Source organism: Streptomyces sp. SID14478, from assembly GCF_010548525.1.
In the GTDB taxonomy this organism is placed as follows: Bacteria; Actinomycetota; Actinomycetes; order Streptomycetales; family Streptomycetaceae; genus Streptomyces.
In genome coordinates, this window is the sequence record NZ_JAAGMG010000843.1 from 1 (window position 1) to 15,602 (window position 15,602).

Annotated in this window: 15 protein-coding genes and 1 pseudogene; 4 read left to right on the forward strand and 12 right to left on the reverse strand. The window is 70.6% G+C overall.

The window, feature by feature from the left end; all coding sequences use genetic code 11:
* Positions 1–251, forward strand: a pseudogene (locus tag G3I40_RS27495) (urease accessory protein UreD); the annotation flags it as partial.
* A gap of 191 nt (positions 252–442) precedes the next feature.
* On the forward strand, positions 443–2,017 hold the full coding sequence (locus tag G3I40_RS27500; RefSeq protein WP_343245028.1) for an alpha/beta hydrolase: 1,575 nt from the start codon (positions 443–445) through the stop codon (positions 2,015–2,017).
* A 76-nt stretch (positions 2,018–2,093) separates the two neighbouring features.
* Here the strand turns inward: G3I40_RS27500 and G3I40_RS27505 are convergent, their stop codons facing one another.
* The 7 genes from G3I40_RS27505 to G3I40_RS27530 all read right to left on the reverse strand — a co-directional run bounded on the left by G3I40_RS27505 (position 2,094) and on the right by G3I40_RS27530 (position 8,745).
* A complete protein-coding gene (locus G3I40_RS27505) occupies positions 2,094–3,128 on the reverse strand; it encodes an NAD(P)-dependent oxidoreductase (protein ID WP_239091967.1) in 1,035 nt (344 codons plus the stop codon).
* A 62-nt stretch (positions 3,129–3,190) separates the two neighbouring features.
* Positions 3,191–3,907 (reverse strand): lysophospholipid acyltransferase family protein, encoded by a 717-nt coding sequence (locus G3I40_RS27510; protein WP_164304980.1) that lies wholly within the window; start codon positions 3,905–3,907, stop codon positions 3,191–3,193.
* A gap of 283 nt (positions 3,908–4,190) precedes the next feature.
* On the reverse strand, positions 4,191–4,349 hold the full coding sequence (locus tag G3I40_RS46590; RefSeq protein WP_018534171.1) for a hypothetical protein: 159 nt from the start codon (positions 4,347–4,349) through the stop codon (positions 4,191–4,193).
* A gap of 98 nt (positions 4,350–4,447) precedes the next feature.
* Entirely contained in the window at positions 4,448–5,401 is a 954-nt protein-coding gene (locus G3I40_RS27515) for a cytochrome c oxidase assembly protein (protein WP_164304982.1), read from the reverse strand.
* Between the two features lie 131 nt (positions 5,402–5,532).
* On the reverse strand, positions 5,533–6,558 hold the full coding sequence (locus G3I40_RS27520; RefSeq protein WP_164304983.1) for a 6-phosphofructokinase: 1,026 nt from the start codon (positions 6,556–6,558) through the stop codon (positions 5,533–5,535).
* A gap of 179 nt (positions 6,559–6,737) precedes the next feature.
* Positions 6,738–7,469: a glutamine amidotransferase gene (locus G3I40_RS27525; protein ID WP_164304985.1), complete on the reverse strand. Its 732-nt coding sequence runs from the start codon at positions 7,467–7,469 to the stop codon at positions 6,738–6,740.
* A gap of 37 nt (positions 7,470–7,506) precedes the next feature.
* A complete protein-coding gene (locus tag G3I40_RS27530; protein WP_164304987.1) occupies positions 7,507–8,745 on the reverse strand; it encodes a MurT ligase domain-containing protein in 1,239 nt (412 codons plus the stop codon).
* A 142-nt stretch (positions 8,746–8,887) separates the two neighbouring features.
* Between G3I40_RS27530 and def the strand changes: the two genes are divergently transcribed.
* Positions 8,888–9,457 (forward strand): peptide deformylase, encoded by a 570-nt coding sequence (gene def / locus G3I40_RS27535; protein ID WP_164304989.1) that lies wholly within the window; start codon positions 8,888–8,890, stop codon positions 9,455–9,457.
* A gap of 48 nt (positions 9,458–9,505) precedes the next feature.
* Here the strand turns inward: def and G3I40_RS27540 are convergent, their stop codons facing one another.
* Entirely contained in the window at positions 9,506–10,159 is a 654-nt protein-coding gene (locus G3I40_RS27540) for a TetR family transcriptional regulator (protein WP_164304990.1), read from the reverse strand.
* A 164-nt stretch (positions 10,160–10,323) separates the two neighbouring features.
* On the opposite strand from G3I40_RS27540, the gene G3I40_RS27545 reads away from it, so the two are divergent.
* Positions 10,324–11,550 carry an acyl-CoA dehydrogenase family protein gene (locus G3I40_RS27545; protein WP_164304992.1) on the forward strand — a complete coding sequence of 409 codons (1,227 nt, stop codon included), beginning with the start codon at positions 10,324–10,326 and terminating at the stop codon, positions 11,548–11,550.
* A 29-nt stretch (positions 11,551–11,579) separates the two neighbouring features.
* Here G3I40_RS27545 and G3I40_RS27550 read toward each other — a convergent pair whose 3' ends face one another.
* From G3I40_RS27550 to G3I40_RS27565, 4 genes are read right to left on the reverse strand one after another with little or no spacing between them, the layout of a single operon-like run.
* Entirely contained in the window at positions 11,580–12,332 is a 753-nt protein-coding gene (locus tag G3I40_RS27550) for an SDR family oxidoreductase (RefSeq protein WP_164304994.1), read from the reverse strand.
* Between the two features lie 58 nt (positions 12,333–12,390).
* A complete protein-coding gene (locus G3I40_RS27555; protein ID WP_164304996.1) occupies positions 12,391–12,924 on the reverse strand; it encodes a cupin domain-containing protein in 534 nt (177 codons plus the stop codon).
* Positions 12,921–14,141, reverse strand: a complete 1,221-nt coding sequence (locus G3I40_RS27560; RefSeq protein ID WP_164304998.1) for a cytochrome P450 — start codon at positions 14,139–14,141, stop codon at positions 12,921–12,923. Before G3I40_RS27560 ends, G3I40_RS27555 begins: the two co-directional genes overlap by 4 nt.
* Complete coding sequence (locus tag G3I40_RS27565) at positions 14,138–15,220, reverse strand: type III polyketide synthase (RefSeq protein WP_164305000.1); 1,083 nt, start codon at positions 15,218–15,220, stop codon at positions 14,138–14,140. The genes G3I40_RS27560 and G3I40_RS27565 overlap by 4 nt, the downstream gene beginning before the upstream one ends.
* Between the last annotated feature and the right edge of the window lie 382 nt (positions 15,221–15,602).

A 15,602-nucleotide genomic window follows, 5' to 3' on the forward strand; every position in this document is an offset into this window, starting at 1 on the left:
TCGCCTGCGGCCCGGGCGCACCCGGCGGCTGGGACGGCCCCGCGGTCCTGGCCGGACACCGGGCACTGGGCCAACTCGTCGTCGTACGACCGGAGTTCGCCACGGACCCGCCCTCCGGCGCCGTCCTCGACGCGGAGGGGACCGCCGCACTCACGCCCCTCGCGGGCCCCGCCGTGCTGGTCACCGCCGTCGCCCCTGACGCGCTGCGCCTGCGGCGCACGCTCGACGCGGCACTGCGCCAACTGGCCTGACCGCTCACCGGGACGAGTTATCCCGTTTATCGGATTGGTAAAGAACGTCTGCCGTCCCTGTTGTCAGGGACCCTCCACGCGACAGGATCCGCGTACCGATCGGCAACCCGATCGACGTACCGATCGAATCGACGTGCGGGAGGCCTCACTTGAGACGGACTGGACAGACGAGCCGCGGCAGCCGGAAGGCGGTGATCGGTTCCGCGGGCGCGTTCGCCGCGGCAGCCCTGATCGCGGGAGCGGTCGCCGCCCCCTCGGCCACCGCCGACGCGCGCCACCACGGCAGCAGCACCCAGGACCGTGAGGCGAAGGGTGCCGCCATCGCCGCGGCCAAGGCCGCGAAGAAGGGCATCGACTGGAAGGACTGCCCCGCCGACTGGGCCCTCGACAAGCCCATCCAGTGCGGCTGGGTCACCGTGCCCCTCGACTACGCGAAGCCGTACGGCAAGCAGATCAAGCTCGCCGTCGACCGCGCCGTCAGCACGGGCACCAAGAGCGAGCGACAGGGCTCCCTCGTCTACAACCCGGGCGGCCCCGGCGGCTCCGGCCTGCGCTTCCCGACCCGTGTGACCACCAAGAACCCGCTGTGGACGAAGACTTCGAAGGCGTACGACTTCGTCGGCTTCGACCCCCGCGGCGTCGGCCACTCCGCGCCGATCTCCTGCATCGACCCGCAGGAGTTCGTCAAGGCGCCCAAGGCCGACCCGGTGCCCGACACCGAGGCGGACAAGCTCGCCCAGCGCAAGCTCGCCAAGGAGTACGCGGACGGCTGCGCCGAGCGCAGCGGCGACATGCTGCCGCAGATGACGACGCCGAACACCGCGCGTGACCTCGACGTCATCCGCGCTGGCCTCGGCGAGAAGAAGATCAACTACCTGGGCGTCTCCTACGGCACCTACCTGGGCGCCGTCTACGGCACGCTCTTCCCGGGCCACGTCCGCCGCATGATCGTGGACAGCGTCGTGAACCCGGCCAAGGACAACATCTGGTACCAGGCGAACCTGAACCAGGACATCGCCTTCCAGGGCCGTTGGAACGACTGGCAGGACTGGGTCGCGAAGAACGACGCGACCTTCCACCTCGGCACCACGCGCGCCGCGGTGCAAAAGCAGTGGGAGACGCTGCGCGCCGCCGCGAAGAAGAACCCCATCGGCGGGGTCGTCGGCCCGGCCGAGCTGATCGCCTTCTTCCAGAGCGCGCCGTACTACGACTCCTCGTGGGTGCCCGTCGCCCAGGTGTGGAGCAAGTACGTCGGCGGCGACACCCAGGCGCTCGTCGACGCCGCCGCCCCCGACATGTCGGACACCGCGGGCAACATCGCCTCGGAGAACAGCAACGCGGTCTACACGGCCGTCGAGTGCGCCGACGCCAAGTGGCCCACCAGCTGGAAGAAGTGGGACCGCGACAACACCGAGCTCAACAAGAAGTACCCCTTCATGACGTGGGCCAACGCATGGATGAACCTGCCCTGCGCCACGTGGCCGACGAAGCAGCAGACGCCGATCGAGGTCAAGACCGGCAAGGGTCTGCCGTCGGTCCTGATCGTGCAGTCCACGCGTGACGCCGCCACCCCGTACGAGGGCGCCGTCGAGCTGCACAAGCGCTTCAAGGGCTCGCGCCTGATCACCGAGAAGGACGCGGGCTCCCACGGTGTCACCGGTCTGGTCAACCCCTGCATCAACGACCGTGTCGACACCTACCTGCTCACCGGCAGGACCGACCGCAAGGACGTGACGTGCACCCCGCACGCCACCCCCAAGCCGTGACGTCTTCCTGAGCGCACCCGAACGGGCCCGGCCCTCGCAGTCGATGCGAGGGCCGGGCCCGTTCATGTCCTGCCGTTCACCCCCGGCTCGCGAGCCAGGCGTCCTCGGCCGCGTAGTCGAAGAGCCCGGTCGTGTACGAGGCCACCATCTTCGGGAAGCCGTCCACCCAGTCCTGCTCGCGCAGCCGCTCGGTCAGCCAGCGGACCGTCTCCGGCAGCGCGTCGGCGTACGTCGTCACGGGCCGGTACCCGAGCTCCCGCTCCGCGGCGGACATGTCGGCGACCACCGGGTGCGGCAGCGTCCACGGTGTGTCCCCGACCGTCGGCGCGGGGGGAGGCCCCTCGACGAGCACCGTGCGCGTCTCCACGCCCATCAGCGCGTCGATCATGGCGCCGATCTCGGCCACCGTGGGGGAGTCGGGGTCGCAGCCGTTGAGCACCCGTGAGCCGGGCCGCGCCGCCGCCAGCCGCACCAGCTCCGCCAGGTTGGCCACGCTCGTCGGGTGGAGGATGCTCTTGCCCTCGTACGCGAGCACGCGCGTGCGCCGCCCGTCGAGGTTCCGCTTCACGAAGTAGAGCTCGCGCGGCGTCCGGCAGTGCGGGCCGTACACCGCACCGGCCCGGATCAGCGTCGTCGGCAACTTCTCGCCGAGCGCCAGCAGATCCTGCTCCAGCTGCACCTTGCGCGTCCCGTACGTCGCGTCCCCCGCCGCGACCGTCCCGCAGGTCTCCGGCACCGGCAGCGGGAACCGGGGCTCTCCGTCCGGCTCCTCCTGCGTGTCGAAACTGCGGCCCCGCTCGTCCTCGTACACGGCGACACTGGAGATCACGACCGCCGAACCTATCCGGTCGGCGAGCCGCACGAGCTGCTGCCCGTGGTCCCTGGTGAACGCCACCAGGTCCACGACGAGGTCGACGTCGTCGCCGACCAGCGCCGCGAGCGCCTCGTCGTCCTCCCGGTCCAGGCGTACCGATCGGACCTCTTCGGGCCACGCCGCGTCCCGGCTGCCTCCTCGCGACGCGGCCGTCACCGCCCAGCCGTCCTGCGCGAGCGCCCGCACCGTGGGTCTCCCGATCTGCCCTGCCGCCCCGATCACCAAAGCTGTCTTCATGACCGGGACCGTATGTCGATCACGCCGCGCCGCGACAGGGATTCTGCTCACCGCAGAGCGGCTCAGCTCAGCGGCAGCCGCGGGAACCTCCGCGCCTTCGCCTCCTCGGCCTCGGCCTTCACGAGCGCCGCGTACTTGTCGACGTACTCCTGCCCGGACAGTTCGAGGATCGCGTACATGATCTCGTCGGTGACGGCGCGCAGGATCGCCTTCTCGCCGTCCATGCCCGCGTACCGCGAGAACTCCATCGGCGCGCCGAAGCGGATGGTGACCCGCCGCATGTTCGGGATCTTCTGCCCCGGCGGCTGCGCCTCGAAGGTGCCGATCATCGCGCACGGGATCACCGGCACCTGCGCCTTCAGCGCCATCGCGGCGACACCGACCTTGCCCTTGTAGAGCCGCCCGTCGTGCGACCGCGTGCCCTCCGGATAGATGCCGAGCAGCTCGGCGCGGCGCAGCACCCCGAGCCCCTCGCGGATCGCGGCCTGCCCCGCCTCCTTGCCCGACCGGTCGACCGGGATCTGGCCCGCGCTGCGGAAGAAGGCGGCGGTCAGCCGGCCCCTGATGCCGGGACCGGTGAAGTACTCGGCCTTCGCCAGGAACGTGATCCGCCGCTTGATGATCGCCGGCATCAGGAAGTGATCGGAGAACGACAGGTGATTACCCGCGATGATCGCCGCGCCGGACTCCGGAATGTGCTCCAGCCCCTCGATGCGGGGTCGGAACATCACCCGCAGCAGCGGCCCGAGGATCACGTACTTGAGCAGTCGGTAGAACATGCAGGTCGCCTTCCCCCATGAAGCGCGTGGAGCCCCTGAACCGCATCAGCAGCACAGATGCGGCCGCTCGCGCACAGTAGTCAATCGGCCGCTCGTACGCGAGAGTCCGATCGGGCCGCGTCCGGCCCGCGCGCCGCGCGTCCGCTTCGTGGCGGCCTCGCGAAGGGCGCCCTGGTGCCGTCCCCGATGCCCGTCCCCTGGAGGCTTCCGCATGCGGTCGTCGTAGGCGCCGCAGCCGCGTTCCCGGCCCTCGTCGCGGCCGCCCGGGGCCGCGCCCACCGGCTCAGGCGCCGCGCGAGGCCACCATCGCCACCGTGAGCAGGCCGAGCACGACCCAGCCGAACCACAGCCAGCCGTTGCTGCCGAGCGCCACGGTGTAGGCCGTCACGGCCACCAGACCGCCGACGGTGAACACACCCATCGTCTTCGTGGATCCGGGCATCAGGCACCCTCCTCCCGGCAGCCCCGACGGCGCACGGCGATGTGCGGCGCCCGAGCCACGGCCAGGAGGCCATAGTCACCCGAGAGGGGGCGGTGGCGCTACTGCCCGCGCGCGTTCAGCGAGGCCAGATAGGCGTTGTACTCCGCCAGCTCCTTGTCGCCGTCCCGGTCCGCGGCGCGGTCCTTGCGGCGGGCCTGCCGGTCCTCCGACTTCTTCCACTGGAAGAGCAGGGCCAGCAGCACGAGCACCGACGGCACCTCGCTGAAGGCCCACGCGATGCCGCCCGCCGCCGTCTGGTCGGAGAGCGGATCGATCCCGAGGGAGGCCGGCGGGTTGTCGAACGTGGAGACCATCGACGTGCTCGCCATCATCAGTGCGATGCCGAAGAAGGCGTGGAACGGCATGCCCGCGAACAGCTCCAGCATCCGCATCACGTAGCCGGGACGGTGCGGCCCCGGGTCCACCCCCATGATCGGCCAGAAGAACACCACGCCCACCGCGAGGAAGTGCACCATCATGCCGATGTGACCGACCTTCGACCCCATCAGGAAGTCGAACAGCGGCGTGAAGTAGAGCGCGTACAGGCTCGCGATGAAGAGGGGGATGGTGAACGCGGGATGCGTGATGATCCGCATATAGCGGCTGTGCAGCAGCATCAGCAGCAGTTCGCGGGGCCCCTTCTTGCCGCGCTGCGACGCCACCGGCAGCGCCCGCAGCGCGAGCGTGAACGGGGCACCCATGAGCAGCAGGATCGGCGACAGCATGCTGATGACCATGTGCTGCACCATGTGCACGCTGAACATGACCATGCCGTAGTCGTTGAGCTTGGTGCACATCACCAGGCCGATGGTCAGCACGCCGACCACGAACGACACGGTCCGGCCCACCGGCCACGCGTCCCCGCGCCGCATCAGCCGCACGACTCCCCAGCCGTACAGGGCAAGGGCGACAAGACAGCCGACGAGGAAGAAGGGGTCCGCCGACCATTCCAGGCCGCGCCCCAGCGTGAACGGCGGAAGATCCATGTTCATGCCGTGCCCGCTGTGATCCATCCGCCGGCTCCTGTTGCTTGTTTCGTACGGATTGTGCGCACCCAGACTAGAACTGCCCCCGGCCGCGGTTGCGGCCGGGGGCAGTTCCCTTCACAGCGAAATCGACATCCGGGGGAGCGGGGGCGCTCCGGTCAGAGCACGCACTCCGCCTCGGCGTAGCGCTCCGCGGGCACCGTCTTGAGCGTCTCGACGGCTTCGGCGAGCGGCACCATCACGATGTCGGTGCCGCGCAGCGCGGTCATCCTCCCGAACTCGCCGCGGTGCACGGCCTCCACGGCATGCCAGCCGAACCGCGTGGCCAGCACACGGTCGTACGCGGTGGGGGTGCCGCCGCGCTGCACGTGGCCGAGGATCACCGGACGCGCCTCCTTGCCGAGCCGCTGCTCCAGCTCGATGGAGAGCTGGCGCGCGATGCCGGCGAAGCGCTCGTGGCCGTAGACGTCCTTGCCGCCCTCGTCGTACTCCATCGAACCGGCCCGGGGCTTGGCCCCCTCGGCGACGACGACGATCGCGAACTTCTTGCCCGCCTCGAACCGCTCGCCGACCTTCTTGGTCAGTTCCTCGATGTCGAAGGGGCGCTCCGGCACGACGACCGCGTGCGCGCCCGCGGCCATGCCGGAGTGCAGCGCGATCCAGCCGGTGTGCCGCCCCATGACCTCGACGATGAGCACCCGCTGGTGCGATTCGGCGGTCGTCTTCAGCCGGTCGAGCGCCTCGGTGGCGACGCCGACGGCCGTGTCGAAGCCGAACGTCACGTCGGTGACAGCGATGTCGTTGTCGATGGTCTTCGGTACGCCGACGATCGGCAGGCCCGCGTCCGACAGCAGCCGGGCCGCCTTGAGGGTGCCTTCACCGCCGATCGGGATGATCGCGTCGAGGCCGAGGTCCGCGACGTGCCCCTTGGCCCGCTCCACGCCGTCCCGCAGGTGCGCGGGCTGTACCCGGGAGGAGCCGAGGATGGTGCCGCCGCGGGCGAGGATGCCGCCCACCGCGTCCAGGTCCAGCTTGCGGTAGTCGCACTCGAGCAGGCCCTTCCACCCGTCGTGGAAGCCGATGACCTCGTCGCCGTGGTCGACGACGGCACGGTGCACGACCGAACGGATCACGGCGTTGAGACCGGGACAGTCACCGCCGGAGGTGAGGACACCAATACGCATAAGCCCGGATTACCTTTGCGAACGTGGGCAGACGGCCGGACCGCGTCGTCCGGCTGGATTCCCCGTACCTTATCGGCGCCCGGGGGCCTGCCCGCACATGCCGTCCGACAGGTGGACGCCGCCGCTCATATGGGCGCGAGAGCGCCCCGAAGGGGTGCCGCGGGGCCGTGTCCCTGCGCTCAGGCGGGCTGCGCGGTGGCAGCCGCGATCCGCTCGTTGCGGAGCGCTTCGTACCAGCGGTCGTCCACCGGAGGAAGCGCGTTCACGTCGAGCGCCAGCTTCAGCAGCAGATCCGCGATCAGCGGATTGCGCGCCAGCACGGGCCCGTGCATGTACGTACCGAACACCGTGTCGTTGAAGGCGCCTTCGGTGCCGTCGCCCGTGCCGTTGCCCCGGCCGATCCGGGTGCGGGCGAAGGCCCGTGCCGACGGGCCGAGGTGCGTGATGCCCTGGTGGTTCTCGAACCCGGTCAGCGGCGGCAGGCCCAACTGCGGGTCGATGTCGCCCAGTACGTCGCCGACGCACCGCTCGCCCTCGCCGCGCGTGGAGATGACGTCGAGCAGTCCGAGGCCCTGCTCGCGCTCACCGAGGTCGTTGACGAACTCGTGGCCCAGGATCTGGTACCCGGCGCACACCGAGAAGACGATGGCGCCGTTGCCCACCGCGCGCTGCAGGCCGCCGTCGCGGCGCAGCCGCTCGGCCGCGAGGCGCTGCGGCCGGTCCTCGCCGCCCCCGATCAGGTAGATGTCGCCGGACGTGGGCACCGGCTGGTCGCTGCGCACGTCGTAGCGCTCGACCTGGAGGCGGCGCTGGTGGGCGCGGCGCTCCACCACGAGGGCGTTGCCCTGGTCCCCGTACGTGCTGAGCAGGTCGGGGTAGACCCACACGAGACGCAGGCTGTTGTCGCTCATGCTCATGATCCTTCGCTGGCTCTCTTCCGGGCCCGGGTCAGTTGCCCACGCGGCGGCGGACGTCCTGGAACGCGGTGTAGTTGGCGATCAGCTCGATCCGTCCGGGCGGGCACATCTGCACTGCCTCGTCGAGCGTCTCGCAGACCCGGAAGTCCAGGCCGGCGACCTCGAGGCGGACCGCGAGGTCGAGCTTGCGGTCGCCGATCACGCAGATCGGGTGGCCCGCGAGGCGGGTGTAGTCGACGTCCCACAGCCAGGAGGTGTCGGTGCCGTCGGCGCCGCGCGCGTTCACCGAGAGGATCACCGGGGTCGGCGGCGGGTCGATCAGAGTGAACGTTTCGAGCCAGCCCGCCGGGTTCTTCGCGAGCAGCAGGCGTAGGTCCCGGTTCTGGAACTGCACGACGTCGTAGCGGCCGGCCACGGCCTGCACCTGGTACATGCGCTCCAGGGCGACCTGCGGCGGCACGCCGAAGCAGGCGGCGACGGCGGCCGACGAGGCCGCGTTCGCCTTGTTGGCACGGCCGGGGAGCTGGAGGTGGATCGGCCAGGCGGAGCCGTGCGGGTCCAGGACGTAGTCGCCCTGCAGCGCCCAGCTCGCGGTGGGGCGCCGGAAGCCGCACTCGCCGCAGAACCAGTCGTCGCCGGGGCGCTGCATCACGCCGCCGCACGCCGGGCAGGACCAGGCGTCGTCCTTCCACTCCTGGCCCGCGGCGACCCACACCACGTTCGGCGAGGAGGAAGCGGCCCAGACGACCAGCGGGTCGTCCGCGTTCGCGATCACGATGGCCTTCGAACCGGCCAGGCCCTCGCGCCACTTCTCGGCGAGCATGCGGGTCTCCGCGGCGCGGTCGAGCTGGTCGCGCGACAGGTTGAGCAGCGCGATCGCCTTCGGGGAGGTGTCGCGGGCGACGCCGGCGAGGTACTTCTCGTCGACCTCGATGACACCGAACTTCGCGTCCGAACCGCCGGCCAGGGCGGAGGTGATGCCGGCCGGCATGTTCGCGCCCAGCGCGTTCGAGACGACCGGGCCGCTGGCGCGCAGGGCCTCGGCGATCAGCCGGGTCGTGGTCGTCTTGCCGTTCGTGGCCGAGACGAGGATCACGTCCAGGTGCTGGGCGAGCCGTCCGAGCAGCTCGGGGTCGAGCCTGAGCGCGACCTTGCCGCCGATCACCGATCCGCTGCCGCGGCCCGCGGCACGCGACACCGCGGCCGCGGCCTTGCCGGCCGTCACGGCCAGCTTGGCCCGCGGAGTCAGCGACTCCGAGTTGCCTGACATCTTCTTGGGTCCTCCTTGCGTACGGCGCCGCGCCTGCCCCGGGCATCGCTTTCCGGCCTCAGCCTATCGAGAGTCACCGACAAGCCCGAACCGCGGCACCACCAGCGGATCGGGGTGCTCGTCGGACCGTACCCTTACCGCCATGCGACACGGCTCGATCCCGGGCGCCTTCGGGCGCGTACGGCCCCTGACCCTGCTCGGCGACCCCGTGCTGCACCAACCCTGTGCGGACGTCACGGACTTCGGCCCGTCGCTCGCGCGCCTGGTGGAGGACATGTTCGCCACGATGTACGCGGCCCAGGGCGTCGGCCTCGCGGCGAACCAGATCGGCGAATCCCTCGCGGTCTTCGTCTACGACTGCGAGGACGACGACGATGTGCGCCACGTGGGTCACCTCGTCAATCCGCGCCTCGTCGAGGCGGACGGGGTGGTGATCCGTGGCCCGGAGGGCTGTCTGTCGCTGCCGGGCCTGGAGGCGGGCACGCCGCGCTTCGACCACGCGCGCGTGGAGGGCTTCGACGTCACCGGAGCGCCTGTGGTGACGCACGGCACGGGGTGGTTCGCGCGCTGCCTCCAGCACGAGTGCGACCACTTGGAGGGCCGTACGTACACGGAACGGGTCACGGGCTGGCGCCGCCGCAGGGTCCTGCGCCAGGCGGCTCGGGCGCCGTGGGCGAGGAAAGCCCCGTCTAGGGGCGGACTTCCTTCGTAGGGTGGGGTTCCTGCGGGAAGCGCGTCTCCGCAGGCGCGGTGGGACCTCTCAGAACCCGGGGCCGCCCGCCTTGTCGCCCGCGGCGGCGAGCCGCCCCCACAGCAGGTCCGCGAGGCTTCGCACCAACTCGGCCCGGGTGCAGGGCCGTTCGCCCAGCCACCAGTCGCCGGCGGCGTGCATCATCCCGACGATCCCGTGGCCCCAGACGCGCGCGAGCTGCTGGCTGCCCGGGCCGAGGTCCACCCGCTCCTCTATGACTTCGGCGAGCTCCTCGCCCATGCGTCGCAGCAGGGGAGCGGAGTGCCGCCCCACGTCGAATCCGGAGTCGCCGGAGGAGGCCTCCGCCGGATGCATCAGGAACCGGTAGACCTGGGGCCTGGCCTCGATCGCCGCCAAGTAGGTGTCGAGCGTCGACTCCACGCGTTCCCGGCGCTCCGCCGGGGCGTCGAGGGCGGCCCTGAGCGAGGAGAGCAGGGCGTCCGTGTGGCGCGTGGCGAGGGCCGCGTAGAGGCCGCCTTTGTCGCCGAAGTGGCGGTAGAGGATCGGCTTGGTGATACCGGCCTCGGCGGCGATCGCGTTCATCGACGCACCCGGGCCGTCCCGGAGCACCACGCGGTCCGCGGCCTCGAGCAGCTCGCGCCGCCGACGCTCGGCGGCGGACTGCTGATCCGCGCGCTGATCGGTCCGCTGTGTGGTCACCATGAGGATCTCCCCGCCCGTGCGATTGCTTGACGCACCGCGAAAGGTAACACCCGACGGGCGTGCGGTATCGAACGCGTACTCGGAGGTTGACATGGGCTACTGGCTAGTAACAGACTCTCGTTACCGCAAGTAACATATGCAGTGTACGCAGTCCTGGAGGGGTCATGGCCGAGTTCACAATGGATCTCAACGACGAGCAGAAGGAAGTCCGTGACTGGCTTCACGGCTTCGCCGCCGATGTGATCCGCCCCGCGGCCGCCGAGTGGGACGAGCGCGAAGAGACCCCTTGGCCGGTCATCCAGGAAGCGTCCAAGCTCGGAATCTACTCCCTCGACTTCTATGCGCAGCAGTTCTTCGACCCGACCGGGCTCGGCATCCCGATGACCATGGAGGAGCTCTTCTGGGGCGACGCCGGCATCGCCCTGTCGATCGTGGGCACGGGCCTCGCCGCGGTCGGCGTCCTCGCCAACGGCACCGAGGAGCAGATCGGCACCTGGATCCCCCAGATGTACGGCGACGTGAACGACGTGAAGGTGGCCGCCTTCTGCTCCTCGGAGCCGGACGCGGGTTCCGACGTCGCCTCCATGCGCACGCGGGCCGTCTACGACGAGGCCAAGGACGAGTGGGTCCTGAACGGCACCAAGACGTGGGCGACGAACGGCGGCATCGCGAACGTCCACGTGGTCGTCGCCTCGATCGACCCCGAGCTCGGCTCCAAGGGGCACGCCTCCTTCATCGTGCCGCCGAACACCCCCGGCCTGTCCCAGGGGCAGAAGTTCAAGAAGCACGGCATCCGTGCCTCGCACACCGCCGAAGTCGTGCTCGAGAACGTCCGGGTGCCCGGCTCCTGCCTGCTCGGCGGCAAGGACAAGCTGGACGAGCGTCTCGCCCGCGCGCGTGAGAAGGCCAAGAAGGGCGGCGAGCGCGTGAAGAACGCGGCCATGGCGACCTTCGAGGCGTCGCGTCCGGCGGTCGGCGCCATGGCGGTGGGCACCGCGCGGGCCGCCTACGAGGAGGCCCTGGAGTACGCGAAGACGCGCGAGCAGTTCGGCCGCCCGATCATCGACAACCAGGGTGTCGCCTTCCAACTGGCCGACATGCGCACTCAGATCGACGCCTCGCGTCTCCTGGTGTGGCGTGCCTCCTGGATGGGGACCACCGGCAAGAAGTTCGAGAACGCCGAGGGCTCCATGTCGAAGCTGTTCGCGAGCGAGACCGCCAAGAAGGTCACCGCCCAGGCGATCCAGATCCTCGGTGGCAACGGCTTCACGCGCGAGTACCCCGTGGAGCGCATGCACCGTGACGCGGCGATCTACACCATCTTCGAGGGCACGAGCGAGATCCAGCGCCTGGTGATCGCCCGCACCCTGTCCGGGATGTCGATCCGGTAGGGCCCGGACCGGCGGACCGGGCCTCGGCCTCAGTAGTCGACCAGGGCGCCGCAGGAGACGTTCACGGTCGCGGACGTCATCGTGCGCGCCCGGTCGCTGGCCACGAACGCGGCGACCTCGCCCACGTCGGAGAGTGTCGCCGCGCGTCCCAGCAGCGTCGGTTCGGTGAGCATCTCGGTGAGTTCCTCCCGGCCTGCGAAGTCCGCCGGGAGGCTCTCCGGGATGCCGCCCGTCTTGAGCGTCACCACGCGGATGCCGCAGGCGCCCAGCTCGCGCGCCCACTGCCGGCGCAGGCCTTCCAACGCGTCCAGGGACACCTTGAAACCGCCCAGGCCGGGTGGTGTCTGGGGGCCGGAGCCGCCGAAGGCGAGGACGACGCCCGAGCCGCGGGCCGCCATGTGGCGGGCCGCGGCCTGCGTGGTCAGGAACTGCGTGCGCATGGTGTTCTGGATCGGGGCGAGGAACTCCTCGACCGTGATCTCGGTCAGCGGTTTCTGGACGTCGCCGACGCCGATGAGGTTGAACGAGATGTCGATCCGCCCCGTCCTGTCGGCGACCGCGTCCACGAAGCCGCGTACGGCCCGCTCGTCGAGCGCGTCGACCTGGAAGGCCTCGGCGGTCCCGCCGGCCTCCCGGATCGCCGCAGCGGTCCGCTCGACGGGCTCCGGGGAGCGACCGGCGAGGAACACCCGCGCGCCTTCCTTCGCGAACCCCCGCGCGGCGGCGCCGCCGATGGCTCCTCCGGCCCCGTAGACCAGCGCTACTTTCCCTTCGAGCAGCACCCTGCATCAACTCCTCATCGTGGGACGCGGGTTCGTCCGTGTGCGCAAGGGTGGCGGGCTACGGGCCGTGACGCAGGGGGGTGAGCTGCTCGATGTCGTAGCGGGTGCGCAGCTCCGCGATCGCCGCGTGGTCGGGCGGCCCGTCCGCGGAGAGGATCTCCAGCAACGCCTCGAAGTAGCGCTCGTGATCGGGCGGGGGAGAAGCCTGGAAGAACATCTTCGCCGGGGTGTCGGTGGGGTTGGCGAACGCGTGCGGACAACCGGGCGGCACTACGATCACGGTTCCGGGTGTGGCCCGGACGACCTTGGTCCCCGAAGGGGACTGCCAGCGCTGCCAGTTGTCCGCGGTGCGCACGCGCGGCTCGAAGGCGAGGACGTCCAGTTCGCCCTCAAGGACGTAGAACAACTCCTCGCTTCTTGTGTGGACATGTGCCCCGACGTCGAAGCCCGGAGGTACCACGACCTCGAAGCTCGACGCGATCCGCGAGTGGTCGCCCGTGACTTTGAAGGTGACCTGTTGTGCCGCTGTCTGCACGGTGCGGCCGTGGCCGGGCGGTACCAGCAGCCCTTCAGGCGGCGTGAGCGCGGTCATCCGGCCGCCGACCAGGTCACCGGCATCGCCTCGGGGCCACGGATCAACGCCCCCTTGCGGAAGGGCACCTCCTCGGCGGGAACGGCGAGGCGCAGGTCCTGGAAGCGGTCCAGCAGCGCCCCCACCAGCAATTCGGACTCGAGTCGCGCCAGCATGCCGCCGACACAGTAGTGCGGGCCGAAACCGAAGGAGACGTGCGGGTTCGCGGTGCGGTCGAAGTCGATGCGATCGGGGTCGGGGAAGACGTCGGGGTCGCGGTTGGCCGCGAGGTACGACACGTAGACGGCGTCGCCCTCGCTGATCCGCACACCCGCGACGTCGACGTCCTCCATGGCGATGCGGGAGAGGCCGACGGCGCTGCGGTGGGGGATGTAGCGCAGCAGTTCGTCGATGGCCTGCGGGCGCAGGGCGGGCTCGGCGCGCAGCCGCTCGGCGAGGTCGGGGCGGGTGAGCAGGATGTACGCCATGTTGCCGCAGTTGTTGGTGACGGCCTCGCCGCCGATCTGGACGAGCACCGCCAGACCGACCGCCTCGTCCTGCGTCAGTTCCCCCGCGCCCACGGCCGTGCCCAACAAGGAGGTCACGTCGTCGCCCGTGCCGTCGTCGCGCGAGCGGATCAGACGCGCGAAGTACGCCGACATCTCGTTCTTGGCGCGCTCACTGGCCTCGACGCCGTGCGCCGACGACAGGATGAGCTGCGTCCAGGTGTGCATCAGGTGCCGGTCGGCCGCCGGCACGCCCATCAACTCGCAGATCACGGCGATGGGGAACGGCGCGAGGAGCCGCTCCGTGAGGTCGGCGGGCGGGCCGTCGCGGAGCATGCCCGTCACCAACTCGTCGAGCATGTCCTGCGCGTTCGCGCGCAGCCGCTCGACACCGCGCGCGGTGAACGCCGCCGCGACGGAACGGCGCAGACGCGTGTGGTCGGGCGGATCGGCGAAGCCGACCGCCCCCGCCTGAGGGATGAAGTGCGGCGCCAGGCGGGTGACTTGACGGCCGACGACCGCCTCGCGGCTGAACCGCGAGTCGTTGGTCACCGTGCGGACGTCCTCGTGGCGTGTCACCAGCCAGGCCCAGCCCTCGCCGTTGGGCAACTGGATGCGGGTCACCGGTCCCTCGGCCATCAGGCGGGACAGGACCGGGTCGAAGTCGACGCCGTGGAGGTCCAGGGCGGGCCACTGGCGGACCGGCGGCCGTGTGGTGGTGTCCTCGGTCATACGACGGCCTCCGCGAGCGCTGAGGGGCGGTCATGGCGACTCCAGCGCCCCAGGGACATCTCCGCGGTGATGCCGGGGCCGAAACCGGCGAGCAGCCCGCGCGCCGTGTCGTGCGGCCCGCCCTCGTCGAACAGCCGGCGCAGCGCGTCGAGCACGACGGCGCTCGCGATGTTGCCGTACTCCGTGAGCGTGGCCCTGCTGAACCGGAAGGCTTCCGGGGGGACCTGCAGGAACTTGCTGAGGTCGTCCAGGATGCGGGGGCCGCCCGCGTGGATTATGTAGAAGTCCAGCTCCGAAGCGTTCCAGCCGTGCAGCCCGGCCAGCTGCTGGAGAGCCGGCGCGAGGGGCTCCATGGTGGTCGGCACCCGCTTGTCGAGCATGAAGTGGAACCCCGTGGCCCGGATGTCGTACGCGATCCAGTCCTCGGTCTTCGGGATGAGGTACGAGCCGTTGCGCTCCAGGGTGATGCCGGTGCCGCCCCGGCCGCGCACCACCGCGGCGGCGACGCCGTCGCCGAAGAGGCCGTTCGACAGGAGCGAGCCGACGCCCAGGTCGGTCGGCTGGTAGCACAGCGAGCAGAACTCGCAGGCCACGATCAGCGCGTTCGCCTCGGGATAGGCGGTACAGAAGTCGTGCGCCCGGTTCACCGCCGCCCCGCCCGCGGCGCAGCCGAGCTGCGCTATCGGTATCTGGCGGGTGTCACTGGAGAAGTCCATCTCGTTGATCAGCCACGCCGTGAGCGACGGCATCATGAAGCCGGTGCACGACACGTAGATGATCACGTCGATGTCCGCGGCGCGCAGTTCCGCGTCGTCCAGGGCGCGCCGCACCACGGCCGGCACCCGGGCCTTGGCCTCCGCCTCGTAGAGCGCGTTGCGCTCCGCGAACCCCGGGTGCTTGAGCGTCTCCTCGATGGGCTGCACGATGTGCCGCGTGCGCACGCCGGTGTTCTCGATCAGGCGCAGTGCCAGCGGGAGTTGGGGGTGATCGGCATGGTGGGAGCGTGCCAGAGCGAGTGTCTCCTCCATGGTGATCACATGCTCCGGTACGGAGACGGCGGGTCTGCACAAAGTCGCCATGAGCCTGCGCCTTCTGGTCGCCCCCCGGCGGAAGAGTGCCTCCCTTGATGAAGGGAGGTTCACCCACGATCACCCTTCGCGCGCCGTTCGTCCCGTCGGACTACTCCATGCCGGTCGTTTCTTCCGGCCCCCTCGGGCCTGGGCGTTCTCTCCGGGGAGGTTGTGGTCGGGTGAGCCCGCTCACCGGCACACAACGGCGTGGGCCACCTGGACCGCGACCTGATCCTCCCCCCAGCCTTCGGCCGGGGGGACCCCCACACAGGCCCTAGTCCTCGGCGGCGCCCAGAGCCGTCGCCAGCGCGGTCGCCGGGTCGGACGCGGCGGGTCCGGCCGGAGCCCAGCGGCCCCGCTCCTTGCGGTAGGGCCACCAGCGCCCGTCGCG

Coding starts and splice junctions, on each gene's coding strand:
- G3I40_RS27545 (WP_164304992.1), top strand. CDS start 10,324: ATGGCCGAGTTCACAATGGATCTCAACGACGAGCAGAAGGAAGTCCGT.
- G3I40_RS27530 (WP_164304987.1), bottom strand. CDS start 8,745: ATGTCAGGCAACTCGGAGTCGCTGACTCCGCGGGCCAAGCTGGCCGTG.
- G3I40_RS27525 (WP_164304985.1), bottom strand. CDS start 7,469: ATGAGCGACAACAGCCTGCGTCTCGTGTGGGTCTACCCCGACCTGCTC.
- G3I40_RS27555 (WP_164304996.1), bottom strand. CDS start 12,924: ATGACCGCGCTCACGCCGCCTGAAGGGCTGCTGGTACCGCCCGGCCAC.
- G3I40_RS27515 (WP_164304982.1), bottom strand. CDS start 5,401: ATGGATCACAGCGGGCACGGCATGAACATGGATCTTCCGCCGTTCACG.
- G3I40_RS46590 (WP_018534171.1), bottom strand. CDS start 4,349: ATGCCCGGATCCACGAAGACGATGGGTGTGTTCACCGTCGGCGGTCTG.
- G3I40_RS27540 (WP_164304990.1), bottom strand. CDS start 10,159: ATGGTGACCACACAGCGGACCGATCAGCGCGCGGATCAGCAGTCCGCC.
- G3I40_RS27510 (WP_164304980.1), bottom strand. CDS start 3,907: ATGTTCTACCGACTGCTCAAGTACGTGATCCTCGGGCCGCTGCTGCGG.
- G3I40_RS27565 (WP_164305000.1), bottom strand. CDS start 15,220: ATGGCGACTTTGTGCAGACCCGCCGTCTCCGTACCGGAGCATGTGATC.
- def (WP_164304989.1), top strand. CDS start 8,888: ATGCGACACGGCTCGATCCCGGGCGCCTTCGGGCGCGTACGGCCCCTG.
- G3I40_RS27520 (WP_164304983.1), bottom strand. CDS start 6,558: ATGCGTATTGGTGTCCTCACCTCCGGCGGTGACTGTCCCGGTCTCAAC.
- G3I40_RS27505 (WP_239091967.1), bottom strand. CDS start 3,128: ATGAAGACAGCTTTGGTGATCGGGGCGGCAGGGCAGATCGGGAGACCC.
- G3I40_RS27560 (WP_164304998.1), bottom strand. CDS start 14,141: ATGACCGAGGACACCACCACACGGCCGCCGGTCCGCCAGTGGCCCGCC.